General features: G+C 35.1%; 21 protein-coding genes and 1 tRNA gene. 6 read left to right on the forward strand and 16 right to left on the reverse strand.

Annotation, left to right across the window (positions count from 1 at the left end; genetic code table 11):
• Positions 1 to 20: 20 nt before the first annotated feature.
• A complete protein-coding gene (locus M4I44_RS22405; protein WP_249966169.1) occupies positions 21 to 530 on the forward strand; it encodes a hypothetical protein in 510 nt (169 codons plus the stop codon).
• A gap of 181 nt (positions 531 to 711) precedes the next feature.
• On the opposite strand, the gene mtaB is transcribed toward M4I44_RS22405, so the two are convergent.
• The gene (gene mtaB, locus M4I44_RS22410) at positions 712 to 2,046 is read right to left on the reverse strand and encodes a tRNA (N(6)-L-threonylcarbamoyladenosine(37)-C(2))-methylthiotransferase MtaB (protein WP_017495107.1); all 1,335 of its coding nucleotides are present in this window, start codon (positions 2,044 to 2,046) and stop codon (positions 712 to 714) included.
• A gap of 501 nt (positions 2,047 to 2,547) precedes the next feature.
• On the opposite strand from mtaB, the gene M4I44_RS22415 reads away from it, so the two are divergent.
• Complete coding sequence (locus tag M4I44_RS22415; RefSeq protein WP_026109828.1) at positions 2,548 to 3,063, forward strand: hypothetical protein; 516 nt, start codon at positions 2,548 to 2,550, stop codon at positions 3,061 to 3,063.
• 113 nt (positions 3,064 to 3,176) lie between these two features.
• Here M4I44_RS22415 and M4I44_RS22420 read toward each other — a convergent pair whose 3' ends face one another.
• From M4I44_RS22420 to hisS, 12 genes are all read right to left on the reverse strand, one after another.
• On the reverse strand, positions 3,177 to 3,704 hold the full coding sequence (locus tag M4I44_RS22420) for a GNAT family N-acetyltransferase (protein WP_249966170.1): 528 nt from the start codon (positions 3,702 to 3,704) through the stop codon (positions 3,177 to 3,179).
• Between the two features lie 5 nt (positions 3,705 to 3,709).
• Positions 3,710 to 4,513, reverse strand: coding sequence for a Cof-type HAD-IIB family hydrolase (locus M4I44_RS22425; protein WP_249966171.1), 804 nt, complete (start codon positions 4,511 to 4,513; stop codon positions 3,710 to 3,712).
• Between the two features lie 88 nt (positions 4,514 to 4,601).
• Entirely contained in the window at positions 4,602 to 4,823 is a 222-nt protein-coding gene (locus tag M4I44_RS22430; protein WP_017495103.1) for a putative signal transducing protein, read from the reverse strand.
• Positions 4,824 to 4,853: 30 nt separating this feature from the next.
• Positions 4,854 to 5,669: an alpha/beta hydrolase gene (locus tag M4I44_RS22435; RefSeq protein ID WP_249966172.1), complete on the reverse strand. Its 816-nt coding sequence runs from the start codon at positions 5,667 to 5,669 to the stop codon at positions 4,854 to 4,856.
• A 23-nt stretch (positions 5,670 to 5,692) separates the two neighbouring features.
• Complete coding sequence (locus M4I44_RS22440; RefSeq protein WP_249966173.1) at positions 5,693 to 6,355, reverse strand: DEAD/DEAH box helicase; 663 nt, start codon at positions 6,353 to 6,355, stop codon at positions 5,693 to 5,695.
• Positions 6,356 to 6,458: 103 nt separating this feature from the next.
• Positions 6,459 to 7,622, reverse strand: a complete 1,164-nt coding sequence (locus tag M4I44_RS22445; protein ID WP_249966174.1) for a sigma-54 dependent transcriptional regulator — start codon at positions 7,620 to 7,622, stop codon at positions 6,459 to 6,461.
• A gap of 106 nt (positions 7,623 to 7,728) precedes the next feature.
• Positions 7,729 to 9,045 carry an ABC transporter permease gene (locus M4I44_RS22450; RefSeq protein ID WP_026109827.1) on the reverse strand — a complete coding sequence of 439 codons (1,317 nt, stop codon included), beginning with the start codon at positions 9,043 to 9,045 and terminating at the stop codon, positions 7,729 to 7,731.
• A gap of 99 nt (positions 9,046 to 9,144) precedes the next feature.
• Positions 9,145 to 10,065, reverse strand: coding sequence for an ABC transporter ATP-binding protein (locus tag M4I44_RS22455; RefSeq protein WP_017495098.1), 921 nt, complete (start codon positions 10,063 to 10,065; stop codon positions 9,145 to 9,147).
• Positions 10,066 to 10,234: 169 nt separating this feature from the next.
• Positions 10,235 to 11,347 carry a molecular chaperone DnaJ gene (gene dnaJ / locus M4I44_RS22460; RefSeq protein WP_017495097.1) on the reverse strand — a complete coding sequence of 371 codons (1,113 nt, stop codon included), beginning with the start codon at positions 11,345 to 11,347 and terminating at the stop codon, positions 10,235 to 10,237.
• Positions 11,348 to 11,455: 108 nt separating this feature from the next.
• Entirely contained in the window at positions 11,456 to 12,034 is a 579-nt protein-coding gene (locus M4I44_RS22465) for a nucleotide exchange factor GrpE (protein ID WP_017495096.1), read from the reverse strand.
• 487 nt (positions 12,035 to 12,521) lie between these two features.
• Positions 12,522 to 12,592: transfer RNA gene (locus M4I44_RS22470), tRNA-Trp, on the reverse strand.
• Between the two features lie 531 nt (positions 12,593 to 13,123).
• Positions 13,124 to 14,551: a histidine--tRNA ligase gene (hisS, locus tag M4I44_RS22475; RefSeq protein WP_017498611.1), complete on the reverse strand. Its 1,428-nt coding sequence runs from the start codon at positions 14,549 to 14,551 to the stop codon at positions 13,124 to 13,126.
• Between the two features lie 208 nt (positions 14,552 to 14,759).
• On the opposite strand from hisS, the gene M4I44_RS22480 reads away from it, so the two are divergent.
• Positions 14,760 to 16,004 carry an ABC transporter permease gene (locus tag M4I44_RS22480; protein ID WP_017498612.1) on the forward strand — a complete coding sequence of 415 codons (1,245 nt, stop codon included), beginning with the start codon at positions 14,760 to 14,762 and terminating at the stop codon, positions 16,002 to 16,004.
• 98 nt (positions 16,005 to 16,102) lie between these two features.
• On the opposite strand, the gene prmC is transcribed toward M4I44_RS22480, so the two are convergent.
• Positions 16,103 to 16,957: a peptide chain release factor N(5)-glutamine methyltransferase gene (gene prmC, locus M4I44_RS22485; RefSeq protein WP_017498613.1), complete on the reverse strand. Its 855-nt coding sequence runs from the start codon at positions 16,955 to 16,957 to the stop codon at positions 16,103 to 16,105.
• Between the two features lie 85 nt (positions 16,958 to 17,042).
• Positions 17,043 to 17,528, reverse strand: coding sequence for a GNAT family N-acetyltransferase (locus M4I44_RS22490; RefSeq protein ID WP_249966175.1), 486 nt, complete (start codon positions 17,526 to 17,528; stop codon positions 17,043 to 17,045).
• A 109-nt stretch (positions 17,529 to 17,637) separates the two neighbouring features.
• On the opposite strand from M4I44_RS22490, the gene ribD reads away from it, so the two are divergent.
• From ribD to M4I44_RS22505, 3 genes are all read left to right on the forward strand, one after another.
• The gene (gene ribD, locus M4I44_RS22495) at positions 17,638 to 18,687 is read left to right on the forward strand and encodes a bifunctional diaminohydroxyphosphoribosylaminopyrimidine deaminase/5-amino-6-(5-phosphoribosylamino)uracil reductase RibD (RefSeq protein WP_249966176.1); all 1,050 of its coding nucleotides are present in this window, start codon (positions 17,638 to 17,640) and stop codon (positions 18,685 to 18,687) included.
• Positions 18,680 to 19,282: an HAD family phosphatase gene (locus M4I44_RS22500; RefSeq protein ID WP_017498617.1), complete on the forward strand. Its 603-nt coding sequence runs from the start codon at positions 18,680 to 18,682 to the stop codon at positions 19,280 to 19,282. Before ribD ends, M4I44_RS22500 begins: the two co-directional genes overlap by 8 nt.
• Before the next feature lie 172 nt (positions 19,283 to 19,454).
• Positions 19,455 to 20,087 carry a YigZ family protein gene (locus M4I44_RS22505; protein WP_249966177.1) on the forward strand — a complete coding sequence of 211 codons (633 nt, stop codon included), beginning with the start codon at positions 19,455 to 19,457 and terminating at the stop codon, positions 20,085 to 20,087.
• 31 nt (positions 20,088 to 20,118) lie between these two features.
• Here the strand turns inward: M4I44_RS22505 and M4I44_RS22510 are convergent, their stop codons facing one another.
• Positions 20,119 to 20,523, reverse strand: coding sequence for a thioesterase family protein (locus tag M4I44_RS22510; protein WP_249966178.1), 405 nt, complete (start codon positions 20,521 to 20,523; stop codon positions 20,119 to 20,121).
• Between the last annotated feature and the right edge of the window lie 187 nt (positions 20,524 to 20,710).

Below are 20,710 nucleotides of genomic sequence, written 5' to 3' on the forward strand. Positions count from 1 at the left end.
TAATTTCTAAAAACTAAACGATGGAAAACTATTTAAGACAATTAATTGCCATAGAATTTACCGATAAGAAAGAACTTTATACCGGATTTCTTATTGACTATTCGGATGACTGGATTTTATTGCGAAACAATCCCGTAGATTTTATACTGGATGGTTTTGTACTATTGAAAAACAAAAACATTGAAGCCATACACAGAGATCAGGATCTTGAGTTTACCGAAAAAGTAATCCGTCTAAAAGGTCTGAGAACAAATGCCGAAGATATCATTCCGATTCGAGATTTGAATTCGATCATCAATTTTATCACAAACAAATACGGTATTTTCCAGATTGCTAAAAAGTCAGCAAAATCAGCTTACTTGGGAAAACTAATCGAATTAACGGATGAAGAACTTACTATCGATTTTCTTGACACAAAAGGTCAGTTTGGCGGTGAATTAAGCTTTAATCCACAAAAGATAAGGGTAATTGAATTTGATACCGATTATATCAATTCGTTGAAACTGGTTGTTCCGGAAAATCAGAAGTAATTATTTTAAAAACAGAAAAGCCCTTTTTTACAAAGGGCTTTTCTGTTTATTGTCATTTCGACGTGAGGAGAAATCACACCAGTAATTCCGTTCCTAAATTCGCCAATCTTTGTCGAGTTTCTCCTGTGATTTCTCCTCACGTCGAAATGACAAACTAAATGTATAATTTATTTCTTTTTACTTAAGCCTCTGCCAGTTTATTTAAAAACTCAAGACGAACACTTCCGTCTTCGTCAATCTTAGTCAGGTTTATTTCCTGCAGAGTATTTACCAATTCTGGATTCCACGGTGTTTTTACTTTTACGTAATTCTCTGTAAAACCATGAATATATCCTTCTTTATTTTCTCCTTCGAACAAAACAGTTCTGTTAGATCCTAACTGACTTTCATAAAAAGCACGGCGTTTTTTCACTGATAAACCACGTAGCATTTTACTGCGTTTCGCCCTTACATTTGCCGGAACAATTCCCGGCATATTTGCAGCTTCTGTATTGTCTCTTTCGGAGTACGTGAACACATGCAGATAAGAGATATCCATTTCGTTAAGGAAATGGTAGGTTTCTAAAAAATGTTCGTCTGTTTCACCCGGGAAACCAACAATCACGTCTACACCAATACAGGCATGTGGCATTACTTCACGAATTTTATGAACACGTTCAGTATACACTTCACGCAAATAACGGCGCTTCATCAATTTCAAAATATCATTGCTTCCGGATTGTAACGGAATATGAAAATGCGGTACAAAAGTTCGGCTTTTAGAGACAAACTCAATGGTTTCATTCTTCAGTAAATTAGGTTCGATAGAGGATATTCGCAAACGCTCGATCCCGTCAACCTCATCCAGAGCCTGAACTAAGTCCAGAAAAGTATGCTCGTGTTTTTTATTTCCAAACTCCCCTTTTCCGTAGTCTCCAATATTAACTCCCGTTAAAACAATTTCTTTGATGTTCTGAGCAGAGATTTCTTTGGCATTTTTTAATACATTTTCCAAAGCATCACTTCTCGAAATTCCTCTTGCTAACGGAATCGTACAATAGGTACATTTATAATCACAGCCGTCCTGAACTTTCAAAAAAGCACGGGTACGGTCTCCAATAGAATAACTTCCCACATAAAAATCAGCCTCAGCAATTTCACAAGAGTGTACTTCACCCATGTCATTCTTACTCAGGTCATGAATATAATCTGTAATTTTAAATTTTTCTGTAGCTCCCAAAACCAAATCAACTCCATCAACAGCTGCTAATTCCTCCGGTTTCAACTGGGCATAACAGCCTACTGCCGCTACGAAAGCTTTCTCATTCAGTTTCATTGCTTTTTTCACCACCTGCTTAAACTGCTTATCAGCATTCTCTGTAACCGAACAGGTATTGATGACATAGATATCGGCTATTTCCTCAAAATCAACACGATCAAAACCTTCATCGTTAAAATTTCGGGCAATAGTTGAAGTCTCTGAAAAATTCAGTTTGCAACCAAGCGTATAAAAGGCAACTTTTTTTCTATTTTCCATAGGAATAAACTACGTTTTAAGTAGTAAGATATTATATTTACATCTCTTTTGAAGAGTTTGCAAATTTACATACAATATTCTTTAAAATAAAATCAATAATATACTATATATCAATATTTTGCAAGAACCCACTATTTTAATTCGTTTCAAGAAACTGTAAATCAAACCAAATCGTCAGGAAAAAAAAATTAAACTGAAAAAAACGCAACCCAATTCGATAAGAATAAAACGACAAATTGATCGATTAAACGCAAATAACATCGATTAAGTGCGTTTTTTAAGCTATTAAATTAAAATTTTCTTACATTTAACTTTGCTGGAAATATTTTTAGAAGTAATTTCACTTCGTCAAAAAATAGGAACCAAAAACTATAGCATCAAAATCATAAATAGCGCATAACAATTTTGATTTTCCATCGTTATGTTGTTGTTTTGTTATAATAAAAATGGGCAGGCCGAAAACCATAAAGAGTAGGCAAAAATTAAAAATTAAAACTCCATATGAAAGCATTTTTACCCACAATCTGCTTGATGTTCTTAACCCTTTTTAGCGCTCAGGCACAAACTGCACCGGCTGCTAATCCATTTCCATCTATCAGCACATTGACAAACTGGGCGAGCTTAAACTCTCAATCTCAATTTGATATTGCAATTCGTGCGGTTGGATTTAAATTTGAAGTAAAAGAACCGGGTGAAGGCTCAACAGCTTACACTTATATTCGTAAAGTAACCGTAAATGAAGTAAATTACACTGACAGAATCGTTTACAGAATCACAAACAACAATTCAGCAAGTATCATTTCGTTAGTAACTGCTTCTACTGATTTAGTAAGCTTGTACACTCCACAATTGTCAACTTTTAAAAACAACAATTGTAAAACTGAAATGTCTAAAGACAAAAACACAACTTGTACTTGCTACGAAAGTGCGAACTTCGCTATCGATCTTTGCGACGAACGTGTAAAATTGACAATGGGTGACGGAAACAAATATTTTGTTTCAGTAGCTAAAAAATAATATTTAATACCTCTTTCTAAAGTATTAAAAAACTAAGAACTGTTTTCCAAATCTTTGCAAATCTTAAGCAATTTGAGTTTACAAAGATTTGGAACACATTTCATTTTATTTCTTTATAGGTCTGGATGCTTCAATTCATACCAAACTTCCAGCTCTCCTTCATATTCAAAAGAATTCACGTAACGAAAACCTAATTTTTCCAACGCTTTTCTTGAGACCTCATTTCCTTCATCGGCATAAGCGTAAAGCGCTTTGACTTTCATTTTGTTAAATGCATAATCAACAAATGCTTTTCCGGCTTCAGTAGCATAGCCTTTCCCCCAGTGTTTTTCGATGAAACGATAGCCTATTTCATAAAAATCTTTGTGGTCGTTAATTTCATAGGTGATAAACTTTATGCCTGACCAACCCAAAAACTCATTCGTTTCTTTTAGCACAGCTGCCCAGCGGCCTGTTCCAAAATCCTTGTATTGCTGTTGAATATTTTCGATTTGAGCAACACTTTCCTCAATAGTTGTTACAGGCTTTTTTCCAACAAAAAGATGCACATTCGGATTCGAATCCAATTCAAACATTCCGTCGGCATCCGAAAGAAGTAATTCTCTTAAAATTAGTCGTTCTGTTTCAATTGGTTCTTTCATACAAATTAATTTAAAATATAGCGCTGCACCACCTCAGCAACTCCATCATCATTATTTGAAGCAACGATTAAATCTGCTCTATCTCTTAATTCCGGGGTTACGTTATCGACCCAGACCCCTAAACCTGCATATTCGATCATGGTCAGATCATTTCCGGCATTTCCTACGGCAATAATTTCGCTTTGATGAATGTTTAGTTTTTCTGCCAAAAGTTTTAAACTGGCCGCTTTATCTATTCCGTTCTGTGCTGCTTCCAGGAAGAAAGGTTTTGACATCGCTACACTCAAATGAGGCATTGCTGCTTTTAAGTCCGCTTCTACTTCTTTTAGATAAGAAGGTTCCGCCAGCAAAATACATTTTACCGCAGGTTCTGTAACCGCTTCTTTAAAACCAGCTACTTTATTATGTGGCAATCCGGTAATTTCTTTTTCAACATCAATATATTCCGAATCGGTTTCGCTTATAATTTCACCATCCAGATACGTTATGATATGGGTTTTCTTTTTTACACTGTAGTCATACAGCTCATGGATTTGTTCAACGGTTAATTTTTGTTCGAACAAAATAACATCATCTTTAACCGTACTGATGATCGCTCCATTAAACGAAATTATATACGACTCATTCAAATCCAGCTCCAACTCCTTAGCATAAGCAGTCATCGCCGATGTTGGTCTGCCCGAAGCCAAAACAACGTAAACGCCTTTTGACTGTGCCTCCAGCAATACTTTTTTATTAAGGTCCGAAATTTTATGATCGTCTGTCAACAAGGTATCATCCATGTCGAGCACTAACATTTTATATTGCATATTTTTTTTAGTTTGCAGCCTCAGTGTTCAGTCTCTGTACCCTAAAACTTTTCACATCTCACATTTTACATCTTATAAAAAAATGCGACTATTGGATATTCATTCTAAATTCTTCAATAACAGGATTTGCTTTTGCAAAATCAGTTTCCTGAATAAATACTTCTACTGCTAAATCAGATCCGCCATATCCTCCCATACGAGCCGACTGGATGTTATCTTTTTTTACCGTTTCTACTCCGGCTTCTTCTAATCTTTCTTTCAAAGCAATTGCTAACACTTCACTCCCTGAAAACACTTTCATTAATCCCATGACATTTATTTTTACTATTATTTTTTCTTTTTATTCTAATATTCCTTTTAACTTTTCCTGAAAGACTTCATTTTCATTCATCCCGATATGCCCTTGATTTTTTAATCCGCAGAAATGCCCTTCAAAATCTAATAATTTATTTAACCGAACAGAATTATCGCATGAAATTAATTCATCATCAATACCGTGAAAAATATAAATCGGCGCTTTAACTTTTGTCACATATCTGAAAGTCTCTAAATGAAATTTCTTCATCATATTTGGAAAAAAGGGTACTTTGCCGCTTGATAATTCAGTAAAACTAAAATAAGGCGATTGAAGCAATAAGGCTTTTGGTTTGTGCTCAGAAGCCAAAATTGTTGCCAATCCCGAACCAATAGAATAGCCCGCAATAATTATTTTATTCTCAGGATATCTTTTGCACAATGTCTTATAAACGACTGCAACATCCTTATTTAACTGATCTTCATCTTCTATTTCACCTTCACTTTTCCCAAAACCTCTATAATCCAAAATAAAAATATCATATCCCAAATTAGTGTAGACTTTGGCAATTTTCCCCCAAGTTTCTAATGTTCCTGCATTTCCGTGAAGATAAAAAACTAAACCTTTAGAATTTTCGGTTTTAAAAAGCAAACCATTTAAGTTCACATCATCAAAAGATTTAATATTTAATTCTTCAAACTTTTGCTGATAATCAAACTTATAATCTTTCGGAAGCGAAGCACTTTTAAAAACCAATTCACTCTGATTGAAATAAATATAGGAAATGATCAAAACATAAATTACAACAAAAAATCCTAAAAGTACAATTATTAAAAATTTAAGCGTCTTGAAAACCTCCATACAAAACTTATTATTTCAGAAATTTATTCCTCTTCAATATCATCCTCGTCTTCATCAAGCTCCTCTTCTCCTTCATCCTCCATATCAAAAAGATAAGGTTCTACTAACATTTTGTCGGCCAGGATTTCGATACGTTCTGTCAGTTCTTCAGCAAAAATAATTCGCTGTACTTTAGTAATACTATTTGAAATACGCATAATTTTAGTTTCATGACGCAATTTCAGGATTGGATCGGCATCATCCAGAATAAACATTTTCAGTCGGTTTACATTGTAGCCCGCTGTTGTAAACATATCACTCAATTTATTTGGTGTCCCAATTAAAACGTCAATTCCCGTAGAAACATAATTTTTATCATAATCCATATCGCCTTTGTCGTGTACACCATAAACTTCAAGATTAGTATACTTTCCGTATTTTTCAAAAAGCGCTTCCATTTCCAACACTTTGACTTTGTCTTCAACAATAATCAAAGCACGTGGCGATTCTTCCGTTTTCCCTGCCAATTGCTGAATGACATTTAATACAATTGTTGTCGATTTTCCGCTCTTTTCCGGAGAAAGAATGATACAATCAGCCCCACTTTTAATGGTCGAAAAAGTTTCCTGCTGCAATGCATTTGCTTCTGTTAAACCATTCTCAATTAAAGCCTCTTGTAACTTCTCGTTTATTTTTTTCAGTTTCATTTTTTTTATGCTTTAAGCTTTAAGCTATACGCTGTAAGCAAAAATTTATTTCGTTTTTATAAAAGCTTAAAGCCTAAAGCTTAAAGCGTATTGCGCGAAGCATCTACTTGCTTGCAAACATTTTTACATCGGTTTCCGAGATTTCACTTCCTCCTAAAATGATTAATCTTTCCACTACATTTCGAAGTTCACGGATATTTCCTGTCCAATCGTATTCTTGCAATAGTTTTATGGCTTTTGGCGAAAATACTTTTACCGAATTGCCTTGTTCTGATGCAATTTTCTCGGTAAAATGAGTAATCAATGCCGGAATATCATCACGTCTCTCGTTCAATGGCGGTACTTTAATTAAAATTACTGCAAGACGATGATACAAATCTTCACGGAAGCGGCCTTCCGCAATTTCAGTTTTCAAGTCTTTATTGGTGGCTGCTACCACACGCACATCGACTTTAATGTCTTTTTCAGCCCCTACTCTTGTGATCATACTTTCTTGCAGCGCACGTAACACTTTGGCTTGTGCCGAAAGACTCATGTCTCCAATTTCATCCAGAAAAATAGTTCCCTTATCGGCTGCTTCAAACTTTCCGGCACGATCTTTCACCGCCGATGTAAAGGCTCCTTTTACGTGTCCAAACAATTCACTTTCGATCAATTCACTTGGAATAGCCGCACAGTTTACTTCTATCAAAGGAAAATTTGAGCGCTCACTTTTTTCATGTAACTGATGTGCTACCAGCTCTTTTCCGGTTCCATTTGGACCTGTAATCAAAACTCTGGCTTCAGTTTGGGCTACTTTATCAATCATTACTTTAATATGACTGATCGCTTCGCTTTCCCCTACCATCTCATAGTTTTTACTAACCTTTTTCTTCAGAATCTTATTCTCTACTACGAGTTGTTTTTTATCTAAAGCATTACGAACAGTGTTCAGCAATCGATTCAAATCTGGTGGTTTCGAAATATAATCAAAAGCTCCTAAACGCATCGTGTGAATCGCGGTTTCCATATCGCCATGACCAGAGATCATAACCATTGGAATTTCCGGTTTGATTTTTTTTACTTCCTCCAAAACTTCAACCCCGTCTAATTTTGGCATTTTGATATCACACAATACCAAATCGTAATCGTTGTTTTTTATTTTCTCAAGACCTGCTGCACCATCTTCAGCTTCATCTACCTGATACGTATCATTTTCTTCTGATAAAATTTTTACCAAAACTCTTCTGATGGACGCTTCATCTTCTATAATTAGTATTTTACTCATTCTTTTGAGGTTCTAAGGTTCTGAGTTACTAAGGTTCTAAGGTTTTTCTACAAGAAGCTAAAAAACTTAGCATCTCAGAATCTTAGCATCTTAGCTACTTTAAAAATTAATATTTAAGCCATTTATACAATTCTTTCCAGGTTGGTTTTTTGCCATACATTAAAATCCCTATTCGGTAAATTTTGGCAGCGAACCATACTACAAGGAAAAAGGTAGCAAACAATAATGATACCGAAATAGCAATTTGCCACCACGGCACTCCAAACGGAAGTCGCATTAACATGACAATTGGCGAGGTTAACGGAATCATCGAGAATACCACAGCAATGGTTCCGTGAGGATCATTTACAACCGTAAAAAAACCAACATAGACACTCAAAATCAACGGCATAATGATCGGCAAAAGAAATTGCTGCGAGTCCGTTTGATTGTCCACTGCAGCACCGATAGCTGCGTAAAACGAACTGTATAAAAAATATCCTCCAATGAAATAAATCACAAAGCCAATGATAATACTAGCAATGGGTAAATTCCATAATTCGCGAATATACATTTGAGCTGTTCCCGACATTTCATGCTGAGCAGACTGCATTAATTCCGGTGAGATTCTGGCTGTTGGACCAACATTTACTCCAAAAAAAGCCGATGCGGCAAACATTAATCCCAAACCTATGATTGCCCAAATCATAAATTGAAGCAATCCTGCAAGTGAAGTTCCCACAATTTTACCAATCATTAGTTGAAATGGTTTTACCGACGAAATAATAATTTCGATGATTCGGTTGGTTTTTTCTTCAATCACACTTCGCATGACCATATTACCATAAATGATAATAAACATCATAATCAGATACCCAAAAGCACCTCCTATTCCGATTTTTATCTCATTCAATCCTTTTAAACTCTCTTCTCCGGATGCTTTTACCAAATGAATATTTACATCTGACTGCGCTTTTTGAATGGCCAAAGTGTCCAGTTTTGCCGTTTCAAGATTTATTTTGGTAATTTTTGATGCAATTACATTCTGTGTTTTTTCGATAAAAGAAATACTGGGACTGTTATTCGAAATAAACTCAATTTTACTTTCTAAATCTGATAAATTACCGGTTTTTGGAATAACAATTAAACCGTCAAAGCTTTCGTTAGTAATACTGTCTTTTAGAGCTTTTGTATCAATTTCAGACAAATTGAGGTATTTAAACTCGGCTTCTTCCTTATTCTGTTTTAGAAAATCCTGTGCAAACAAACCTGTTTCGTCATGAATAGCGATTCTTTTCGTCTCTGCTTTCATTGAACTCAGATACCCAATGAATCCTGCAATTGCCACAAACAATAACGGACTCAAAAAGGTCATGACAACAAAAGACTTATTCCGCACTTTTGCAATAAATTCTCTTTTTATAATTAATGAAATTATACTCATTTATTTAGATTATAAGATTTTTAGACTTCTTAGATTATTAGCTTTTTTTTAGATCTCCTGATTCATTCTAAGAATCCTGAAATCTAAAAATCCAACGATCTATCCCGTTACTGTTTGAATAAAAATATCGTTTATGCTTGGTATTTTTTCTACAAAATGGGTTACCTGTCCACGCTGCGTTAGTAAATGCAATAGCTCATTTGGCGCTGCGTCTCCAATTTGAATATCCAGTTTCAGATCGTCATTTAAGGATTTAAAACTTGCCGGCGACACGGTGAATTTTTGTGTAATGTCATACATCAGGCCTTCTACATTATCCGTTAGAATACCCACTTCAAAACTATTGGTTCGGAATTGACGCTTAACATCACTTACTTTTCCTTCAATCAGTTTATTTGATTTATGAATTAAGGCAATATGATCACATAGTTCTTCTACACTTTCCATACGGTGTGTCGAGAAAATAATGGTAGCTCCCTGTTCTTTAAGTGCCAGAATTTCATCTTTAATTACGTTTGCATTCACAGGATCAAATCCCGAGAAGGGCTCGTCAAAAATCAGCAATTTAGGCTTGTGCAGCACACATACCACAAACTGAATTTTTTGCGCCATTCCTTTAGAAAGCTCCTGAATTTTCTTGTTCCACCAACCTTGAATTCCAAGACGATCAAACCAATATTCTAATTGTATCTTTGCCTCAGCTTTAGAAAGCCCTTTCATTTGAGCCAGATACAAACATTGTTCTCCAACTTTCATCGAAGTATACAATCCTCTTTCTTCAGGAAGATAACCAATATGTTGTATGTGTTTGGGCTGCAATTTTTCTCCATCCAAAATCACTTCACCACCGTCAGGTAAAGTAATTTGATTTATAATTCGGATCAGGGAAGTTTTTCCGGCTCCATTGGGACCAAGTAGTCCATAAATACTACCTTTTGGTACATTTAATGAAACTTCGTTAAGCGCTACATAATCACCGTATTGTTTTACGACTTTATGTACTTCGAGTAAGTTGCTCATGCTATAATTAAGATTTTCTGCGTCAGTTTGACCATTGTGGCATTATGGATGTAAAAGTAAATAAATAGTATCGAAATCTTGTACTATTCACACAAAAAACCCATTCTACGGTTTGCTATAGAATGGGTTTCTTAAATTTATTGTTAATTCCTTTTAGAAAAAGTCCGATTTATGAAAACATATCTTTTACCTTTTCAAAAAATGATTTTTCTGATTTTTCAGGACTCGGAATAAAGTGATCGTCGTTAAGTGCATTTTCAAAAAATTGCTTTTGCTCTTTATTTAACGTTTTTGGCGTCCATACATTTACGTGAACTAACAAGTCTCCACTTCCGTAACCATTGATACTTGGAATACCTTTTCCTTTTAATCTTAAGATTTTTCCGGATTGAATTCCTTCTTCTAATTTGATACGAACTTTTCCATTAATCGCTTCGATGTCTTTAGAAACTCCTAAAACGGCTTCCGGGAAACTGATGTATAAATCGTAATGAATGTTTTCGCCTTCACGTTTCAGAAACTCATGTTCCAATTCTTCAATAGCAACAATTAAATCACCAGGAATACTGTTTCCCGGAGCGTCATTTCCTTTATTAGAAACTTTTAACTGCATGCCATCTACTACTCCCGCAGGAATTTTGATTGAAACAGTTTCGTCTTCCAAAACCATTCCCTGAGCATCCGCTTCAGATGGTCTTTTATCTAAAATCTGACCAGACCCACCACAAGTAGGACAAGTTGACGCAGATTGCATTCTTCCTAAAATAGTGTTGGTTACACGCATTACCTGTCCCTGTCCGTTACAAGTCGAACATGTTTTATAGGTAACACCTTTAGCCTGAACTTTACGTTTTACTTTTACTTTTTTCTCAACACCATTTGCAATTTCTTCTAAAGTCAGTTTAACTTTAATTCGAAGATTGCTTCCTTTAGCACGACGAGGGCCACCGCCTCCGCCTCCGCCGAAACCACCAAATCCACCACCAAAAATATCACCAAACTGGCTGAAAATGTCATCCATATTCATACCACCGTGACCACCGCCAAATCCGCCAGAACCATCAAAAGCCTGATGTCCGTACTGATCGTATTTCGCTTTTTTGTTCGGATCGCTTAGTACTTCATAAGCTTCTGCCGCTAATTTAAAGTTTTCTTCTGCCTCTTTGTCGCCCGGATTTTTATCCGGATGATATTTTAATGCACTTTTTCTATAAGCTTTTTTAATTTCGGCAGCGTCAGCATTTTTTGAAATGCCTAGTATTTCGTAAAAATCTTTTTTCATAATTTAGGTTAAATTGCTTCGCCAGTTCGCTAGCGCTTGTGTCCAAATTTAAAATTCCGAATTCCAATACTTTAAAAATTGACTTTCAGAATATGTCATTTGTTTTTTTTAGTTCCCGATAACAACTTTAGGGAAACGAATAATTTTGTCTCCTAATTTGTAACCTTTTTCGATAACATCAACAATTTTCCCTTTTAATTTCTCAGACGGAGCCGGAATTTGGGTAATTGCCTCAGCAAAATCAGCATCAAAAGCATCACCTGCTTTTAATTCAACTTGCTCTAAACCTTTAGAAACTAAAGTATTTTTTAATTTTTCATGAATCAATTCAACTCCTTTTGTCAAAGTTTCATCTTCCGATTTATTGATCTCTACTATAGCTCTGTCAAAATCATCTAAAACTGGCAACATGGCCAATAAAACATCTTGATTTGCAGTTTTAAACAAATCGATACGCTCTTTTGAAGTTCTTTTTTTGTAATTTTCGAATTCAGCAAATAGTCTCAAAAACTTATCTTTTTCTTTTGCCAAGTCTTGAGCCAGTTGCTCTTCAACACTTAATTCTTCAACAATTAACTGCTCACCGTTGGCGTTGTTCTCTAACGTTACATCATCTAATTCCTGATCGAATTCTGTATTTTCCGTAGTCATATTACTTTTATTTTTAAAAATATTCTTAAACTTCATTTTTTATTCTTTCTTTTGGATTGCAAAAGTACTGCCAAATCTTTCAAAATGTCAAATTGTCACTTTATTAAAACTGAGTCATTTAAAAAGTAAAAACAGCCTTTTAAAATTTAGTATAATTTTAAGACTATCACGATATAGATTATAGTATATTTGAAATCCAATTGAAAACTAAATTATTACCTATCAAAATTGAATTTAAGGGTTAGCCTCGGCTTTGTAAATAATTATTAATTCAAGTTTACCTTATATTAAAAAAAGCTTCGCCTTATGAGACGAAGCTTTTTTTTATGATTTCTTTTGTGATTGTGTTAGAACATTTTTTTGATCGCCTTGAATTCGCAAATTATTTCTAATGTGGCTTTTCAACCAAAATAAATTTACAGAATCCATGAGAGACAAAAAAACACTCCAACTTATCCAACTGACATAAAGAACTAAGTCAGTAAAGCAATAATCTTCAACAGAGGAAGTAAGACTATTATTGCACGGGCGGAGGGATTCGAACCCCCATCAACGGTTTTGGAGACCGCTATTCTACCCTTGAACTACGCCCGTATTTTGAAGTCGCAAATTAAACGCTTTTTTTCTCTTCCGGCAACTATTTCACCGCTTTTAATTCAATAAAAAATCAGCAACGCTACAGCTCCTTACCTAACTTTTTCTTCTGCAACGAATTACAGAAAACATTCTTTGAACAGACCATTTACCATCGGATTTAAAAATAAATCTGCTTGAAGTAAAAACCCCCAAACTTATCTTTTTTAGCCACGAATTCACAAATTAACTCTTAACAAGCTTACGTAAAAACAAAAAATCTGCTTAATCTGCCGAATCTGCGTGAAAAAAATCACACCAGACTTGTCTCCCTTCCGCCACGAATTCCCGAATTAATTCTTAACAAGCTTACGTAAAAACAAAAAATCTGCTTAATCTGCCGAATCTGCGTGAAAAATAATCACGTCAGACTTGTCTCCTTTCTGCCACGAATTCTCGAATTACTCCTTTTTTAGATTTCGTTTAAGCAAAAAAAATGCGCAAATTCGACTGAATCTGCACAAAAAAAATATTTTATTTCAGCATAAAAATCTAAGCCAGCAAAGCATTTTTCAATCCTTCAAAATCTACCGTAATCTGCTCGCCTGTTACCAGGTTTTTAAGTGAATACGAATTTGAAGCGATTTCCTGATCTCCCGCAATTACTGCGAAAGGAATCAGTCTTTTATCAGCATATTGAAACTGTTTCCCTACTTTTACGTTATCCGGATAAAGTTCAACTTTTATATTTTCCTGACGTAATTTCTGAATGGCCTGTGACGCATACAAAGCCTCTGCATCTCCGTAATTAATAAACAATGCTTTTGAAGTCGCCGAAACAGTTTCCGGGAACAACTGAAGTTCTTCTAAAACCAAATAAATACGATCTAGTCCGAAAGAAATTCCAACACCACTCATATTTTTCAAACCAAAAATACCCGTCAAATCGTCGTATCTTCCACCACCTCCGATAGAACCCATCGAAACTGATTTTGGAGCCGCTACTTCAAAAATGGCTCCGGTATAATAGTTTAATCCACGAGCAAGAGTCACATCTAAATCTAAAGTAGCTGTCGACAATCCTAAAGTTGCCACATTGTCACAAATAAATTTAAGCTCCTCCACACCTTTCATTCCTTCTTCTGACGCAGCTAATAAATCGGAAAGCTGATTGATTTTATCTGCAAAAGTTCCGGTAAAACTAAAAAGAGGCTGCACTTTTACCAATGCTTCTTCAGAAATACCATTCTCGATCATTTCTTTTTTCACACCATCTTCACCGATTTTATCCAGTTTATCAAGAGCCACCGTAAAATCAATTAATTTATCAGAAGCACCAATCACCTCAGCAATTCCGGATAAAATTTTTCTGTTATTGATTTTAATGGTTACCCCTTCTAAACCTAATGCAGTAAAAACGGTATCGTATAACTGCACCAGCTCTACTTCCTGCCACAACGATTTTGAGCCCACCACATCGGCATCACACTGAAAAAACTCTCTAAAACGTCCTTTCTGCGGACGATCAGCTCTCCAAACCGGCTGAATCTGATATCTTTTAAACGGAAATTCGATTTCATTCTGGTGTTGCACTACATATCTCGCAAATGGAACTGTTAAGTCATAACGCAATGCTTTTTCAGAAATTTGTTTTGTAAACGAATTTAATTCAACTCTTTCTGCAATAGTAATTTTATCAGCAGAAACAGCCTGAAGCTGCTCGATAGATTTTGGCAGTTCAATTTTACTTTTATTATAGAAAAAATTTCCTGAATTTAATATTTTAAAAATCAAACGATCTCCTTCTTCCCCGTACTTCCCCATCAAAGTATCTGAATTTTCAAATGAAGGGGTTTCAATCGGCTGAAAGCCAAATTTCTCAAAATTATGTTTGATAACCTGAATAATATATTGACGTTTTGACACCTCCGCTGGTGAAAAATCTCTTGTTCCTTGTGGTATGCTTGGTTTTGAAGCCATTTTTTTAGATTATTAGATTTTTGGATCTTTAGATTATTAGATTTTTTTTGAATCTTAAAATTTAAAAATCTCCTTATGAATTACTGTCTTTTCAGAACTTCTTTTTCTCAGATTCTGAACGACTGCAAATATCTTACTTTTTAAAATAAATAATACCACTTCGAAAACAAACTTGTAACAAAAAACGTATTTTCGTGACAAATAGATCATGATGCTAAAATTATTTAAAGAAAATATCCGAATTGCTTTTGGTTCTATCAAAACTCAATTGCTGCGTACGATTCTTACCGTTTTAATTATTGCTATCGGAATTACCGCTTTGGTGGGAATCCTGACGGTCGTTACGGCACTTGAGAATACGGTTTCGACCAATTTTGCATCCATGGGTGCCAACACCTTTAACATCAATCAATACGAAAACAATCTAAAAAACAGAGGAGGAAACGAACGCGAAATCATCAATCCGATTATTTCTTACCCGGAGGCAGTAGCCTTCAAAAATAAATACAAATATCCTTTTACCGAAACTTCACTTTCTTTTACCGCTACCTCTAAAGCTGAAGTAAAATATTCAGACCAAAAAACCGATCCGGAAATTACGATTGTTGGTGTCGACGAACATTTTATCTCTAATTCAGGTCTGGAAACTACTTTAGGCCGTTCTTTCAACCAATTCGACATTGAAAACAATACTTACTCGTGTGTTGTAGGTTCTGATTTTGAAAAAGGCTTACTAAAAGACGTTAATCCAATTGATAAAATTATCTCTATCCGTGGTGCCCGCTTCAAAGTGATCGGTGTTTTAAAAGAAAAAGGCTCAACCTTCGGAAACAGTCAGGATTTACGTGTTTTAATTCCAATTCAGGTCGCACGATCTTTGTTTACTACCCCAAAAATCAACTACACCATTAGCGTGATGGTTTCAAAAAAAGAACTTTTGGACGAAGCTGTAGACAATGCCACAAGTACGATGCGCAGGGTTCGTAAATTAAGCCCTGTTCGTGATAACAATTTTGGTATTGGAAGAAGTGACGATTTAATTAACCGAATTCTGGGAATCACCAAATATCTGGGATGGGCCTCCTGGATTATTAGCATCATCACGATTCTGGGGTCATCCATTGCTTTAATGAACATTATGATTGTTTCGGTTACAGAACGAACCCGTGAAATTGGCGTTCGAAAAGCCCTGGGAGCAACTAAAATAACGATTTCAGTACAGTTTTTTATCGAAACCTTATTAATTGGTCAAATAGGCGGCTTGGTTGGTATTGTATTAGGTATTCTTGTTGGATTTGCCTTTGCAGCCGCAATGAATTTTGCTTTTGTAATTCCGTGGGTAGCTATCTTTGCTGCTTTTGCTACCAGTTTTATGGTTGCTATAGTTTCAGGTTTATATCCGGCAATAAAAGCATCACAACTGGATCCGATTGAAGCATTACGATATGAATAATTTCTAGTTTTCAGTCGCGGTATCCAGTTACAGTTTACAGTTAGTTGTATGACTGAAAACTGAGACTGAGACTAAAAATTGAGACTGCGACTGCAAACTCAAACAGTTCCCTTAATCATCCGATCATTATCGTAAATATCTTTTTTCAGTTCAATATTGTTGAAATTCATCTTTTCTAATAAATCAATCATCTCTTTCCCCAGATACTGATTGATTTCGAAGTACAATTGTCCGTTTTGTAAAAGATTTTCCCTGGCCAGTTCGGCAATTTTTCTGTAAAAAATCAAAGCATCGTTATCGTCTACAAAAAGAGCAAGATGCGGCTCATAGTCCAAAACATTCTTTTTAATCTCTTCTTTTTCTAAATTCCGCACATAAGGCGGATTCGAAACAATGATATCAAAGTTGTGCTTCAATTCTTCTGTCTCTAAAATATTCTGAAGCATAAAAGTAACTTCAACTTTATTCCGGACTGCATTTCTTTTAGCGGTTGCTATTGCTTTTTTAGAAACGTCAATTGCATACACTTCTGCATGGGGAAGGTTTTTTGCCAAAGAAATAGCAATGCAGCCACTGCCGGTTCCAATATCAAGAATCTTGATTTTTTTTGATTTAGTTCCTCCTGAATTATCATTAATAATCCATTCCACCAGTTCTTCTGTTTCGGGACGGGGAATCAGAACATTTTCATTGACTTCGAAATCTAAGCCGTAAAAATGAGTTTTACCTAACAAATACTGAATAGGAACTTCTTTCTTTAATTGCAGTACTAAAAAATCCCAAATCAGAAAATCATCTTCTGAAAAAGCCAATTCATGATTCAATGCCAAATCAATTTGTCGTAATTGATGCTTATCTTCAAGAATTAAATAAAAAAAACTTTCCGCTTCATACGCATCGTAAAAGGGTGATAAATCTTTAATGAACTGAGTCCGATATTGTTTGATTTTCATTTTGGGTATTTGAGCATTATTTTTCAGCCAAGGGCAACCGTATTACAAGATAAGTATTGTAACGCTAATTTGCTACACTAATTTCCTATAATTTTTTCAACATCCAAACAGGACAGGAACTGTGACCTGTGTTACCCATAGGAGCTTCTAAATATTCAAAACCTGATTTTACATATAATTTTTGCGCGGCATGCATAAAAGGCATTGTCTCGATATAACATTTTTCAAAACCAAAAATTCTCGCTTGCTCTAAACACTTCTCCATCATCACACTTCCAATTCCCAAACCCCTGGTTTTCGGCAAGAAATACATTTTCTGTAATTCACAAATCTCGGGAGAACCATTTTCTAAAGGCGCAACTCCACAGCAGCCTATAATTTCACCTTCCTTTTCAACCACATAATAAACTGATTTCGGCTTATTGTATTCTTCAAACATTAAATCTAAATACGGATCTTCATAAGCAGTCCCTACTTTAGGTATTTCCATTTCATCAAAAACGGATCGTATTAAATGTGCAACTGCCTGATTATCTTCTTTTTTAATCGTCCTAATAGTCCAATTTTCCATATTTTATTACTCCTTTAATATCATTACAAAAGTAAAAATACTTTTTCGATAGTTGCTTAACTCCCCCAAAACTATCGGGACTAAACTCAAAATTAACTACTTTTGTATCGTGAATATACATGAAAAATACATAAAACGCTGCATCGAACTGGCTCAAAATGGTTTTGGAACTACTTATCCGAACCCCATGGTTGGAAGCGTAATTGTTTACAACAATCAAATCATCGGAGAAGGCTGGCATAAAAAAGCGGGAGAACCACATGCAGAGGTCAATGCTGTACGTTCTGTAAAAGACAAATCACTGTTAAGCAAAGCGACGATATACGTTAGTTTAGAACCTTGCAGTCATTTTGGGAAGACACCTCCATGTTGTGACTTAATTATAGAGCATAAAATTCCACATGTAGTTGTCGGAACAGTTGATCCCAATGAAAAAGTAGCAGGAAAGGGCATCAAAAAACTAATCGAAGCCGGAGCAAATGTTACTGTTGGAGTTTTAGAAAAAGAATGTTACGAACTTAATAAACGCTTTTTTACTTTTCACCAAAAACAGAGACCTTATATACTATTAAAATGGGCCGAAAGTCAGGATGGTTTTTTATCTCCTGAAAAACAAAAAGATGCAGAAAGAAAACCTATTTGGATCACCAATTCCTATTCCAGACAATTGGTTCACAAATGGAGAAGTGAAGAACAGGCAATTTTAGCGGGAACTCAAACTATTATTGATGACAACCCGAAATTAAATACCAGAGATTGGTCAGGGAATAATCCTGTGAGGGTTATTTTTGATCAAAATAACCGCATCTCAAAAGACAGTTTTGTTTTTGACGATAGCGCAAAAACCATCGTATTTACGAAATCTGAAACCAGCCTTTCAACAGAAAACACTACCTTTACAGTAATCGATTTTGAACGTAGCATTGTACCGCAGATCACAACAGCTTTGTATCAAAATCAGATTCAGTCTATTATTATAGAAGGAGGCGCTAAGACTTTACAATCCTTTATAGACCAGAATATTTGGGACGAAGCCCGCATTTTCATCGGAAAAACCTCTTTCAAAAACGGAACTAAAGCACCACTTATTCCAAAAGATAACGTGACAAAAACCAATATTCTCGACGACGAATTATTAAACATTAGAAATCATGATTGATACTATAATTTTTGACTTTGGAGATATTTTCATCAATCTGGACAAACAGGCAACTATTTCGGGATTACAGAAATTAGGACTAAAAGAATGGAATGCAGAATTAGATCAATTGAATCTTTTGTTTGAAACCGGAGACATTTCAACTGAGGATTTTCTGGCAGGCTTTCAAAAACAACTTCCAAATGCCACTACCGAACAAATTCTGGAAGCATGGAACGCCATTTTAGCAGACTTCCCGTTATACCGACTGGAATTTTTACAACTGCTGTCTCAAAAATACCGCTTGTTTCTATTGAGTAATACCGACTCTATACATATTGAAACTTTCGAAAACAAAACCGGCATTTCATTTTACAGTGATTTTTATCAATGCTTTGAAAAAGTTTATTTTTCATTTGAAATTGGCATGCGAAAACCAAATGCAGAAGTCTTTCAATATCTCATCAACAAACACGAACTATCCCCAAAAAGAACTTTGTTTGTAGACGATAAAAAAGAAAACACAGATTCAGCCGCAGCACTGGGATTTCATGTCTGGAATTTACAAGTTGGACAAGAAGATGTTATTGATTTATTTGACAAACAAATCCTTTAACGTTTTCTGCCACAGATTAAAATGATTCTTTTTACGCCGATTGCGCCGATTTCATTACAATTATAATCTGTGACTAAAAAATCAACCCTAGTTTAGAAATCAATCATAAACACAAAAAGATAAAATCCATTTAATCTTTTTTAATCAGTGGCTAAAAAAAATCAAACTCAATTTGGAAATTAACGATACGTACCAGACCATTTCTTTTGAATCTGAAGAAGTGCTTTTAAAAGAAAAAAGCAGCAAATTCTTTGGCTATGCCTATCCTATCGAAAGTGAGGACGAGGTAAAACCTATTATTGAGAACCTAAAAAAACAGCATCCCCATGCCGTACATTATTGTTATGCTTACCAATTAGGAACCGCTCCCAAAATTTCCTACCGCGCCAATGACGACGGCGAACCCAGTAACACTGCAGGCGCACCAATTTACGGACAGATACAATCTTTTGGCGTAACCAACGTTTTAGTAGTAGTGGTTCGGATTTACGGAGGAATTAAACTAGGTGTTGGCGGCCTAATCACTGCTTACAAAACAACGGCACAAATGGCGCTGGAAGTATGTGAGATTATAGAAAAGACCATAGACGTTCACTTTTTAATCTCTTTTGATTACAAAAATATGAATCGGGTAATGCGGGTTATAAAAGAAAAAAAACTCGAAATTACAGCTCAGGAAATGGAGATTAATGAAGACTCAGGACTTCCAATTGGCAAAATAACAACCAAAACACGAAAAAAAAATGCCGAAACAATATTCGACATTTTTGATTTAATGTTTGAAATCGATATTAAAATTATATAATTTGACATTAAAAGGGGACACATTTTAACAATTATACCAGTGTTTTAAACAATTCTAAAATGTAATCTGGGGGTGCTGTCGGACGACCTGTTTTTAACGAAATAAATACTAAAATAAACACAGCAGTTGTTAATAACTCACTTGCTTCGTTATAGATCGCGCAATCAAATTCAATCTTAACAGATGACTGACTTTTGAAAGCTGTATGAATAGTAAGAAGCTCATCGTAACGTGCCGATTTTTTATAATTTATCTGCATTGAAACAATTGGCAATCCAATACCGCTTTCTTCCATGCTTTTATACGAAATCCCTTTATTTCTAAGCCATTCCACTCGTCCAATCTCAAAATATGGCACATAATTTCCGTGATAAACAACGCCCATTTGATCGGTTTCAGAGTAACGGACACGCACTTGCGTTTGATGATTTTTCATTATTTTCAGATTAAAAAAAATTAAGTTTAAAAAGTTTACTTACAACTTTTTTTTATAAAATTAGACTTCAAAATATTTTTTTTTACAGAAATTTGTTCACATATTTGTTATCCCGAAATACGGAATAAAACTGCTCCTTTTTTATTAGGAGAATCTTTATCAATAATAAGAAAATTTATTTGAATCT

The organism is Flavobacterium sp. B183 (assembly GCF_023539155.1).
Lineage (GTDB): Bacteria > Bacteroidota > Bacteroidia > Flavobacteriales > Flavobacteriaceae > Flavobacterium > Flavobacterium tructae.